Consider the following 813-nt stretch of genomic DNA (forward strand, 5'->3'; position numbering starts at 1 on the left):
CCGCGCGGGCTTGACAGTGCCCCCGCCGGCCCGATCGGCCCCGCCGGCGCTTGGGGCGCGGGGGACCGGGGGCGGCGGCCGTGGTCATTCGCCGCCGGTGTGGACCTGGAACGCGGCCCGGCGGACCGCCTTGGCCAGGGAGGGGTCCGGGTGGGCGGCGGCCAGGGCGACGAGGACCTGCACCGTGCGGGGATGGCCGACGGCGCGGACCTCCTCCAGGAGCCTCGGCACGGTGGTCCGCACCGCCGAGTCCAGGTGGCGGGCCAGCAGCTCCGCCTCCCCGTGGTCGGCGATGGCGGCGGCGGTGTCGACCCAGAGCCAGGTGGATTCCTCGGGGGTGAGCACGTCCTGGGCCTCGTCGGGGTCGACTCCGTCGTGCTCGGCGAGCCAGAGCAGCGCGTACGGCCGCAGGGCGGGTTCCCGGGCGGCGGCCCGGACCTCGGGTTCGGCAGGGGCTCCGACGACGCGGAGTGCCTCGAAGGCGAGGCCGCGCAGGAGGGCGTCGTCGCCGCGGGCGGCGTCCAGCAGTTCCGCGACGGCGTGGCCGACGGGCCGGGCGGCGAGCCAGGCCCGGTACTCGGCGCGGGCCGGGCCCGGGGTCAGGCCGGCGCAGCCGTGGAGCATGGCGGCGGCGGACTGCTCGATGTTGCCGGCGGGGCTCTGCGCGGCCACGCAGATCTGCTCCAGCTTGACCCAGACGGCCCAGCTGCCGAGCGGGGTCAGCGACGCCTGGGCGGGGCCGAGGGCGACGGCGTCGACGGCGGCGAGGCCGCCGAGGGCCCACCGCAGCAGGCGGGCGAGGGGGCCGGGGCC

1 pseudogene is annotated in these 813 nt (G+C 79.2%); it reads right to left on the bottom strand.

Annotated elements, in window-relative coordinates:
- Window positions 1-84: 84 nt before the first annotated feature.
- A pseudogene (locus EF903_RS33225) lies at window positions 85-813 on the bottom strand (hypothetical protein); the annotation flags it as partial.

The organism is Streptomyces sp. WAC05292 (genome assembly GCF_003949955.1).
GTDB lineage: Bacteria > Actinomycetota > Actinomycetes > Streptomycetales > Streptomycetaceae > Streptomyces > Streptomyces globosus.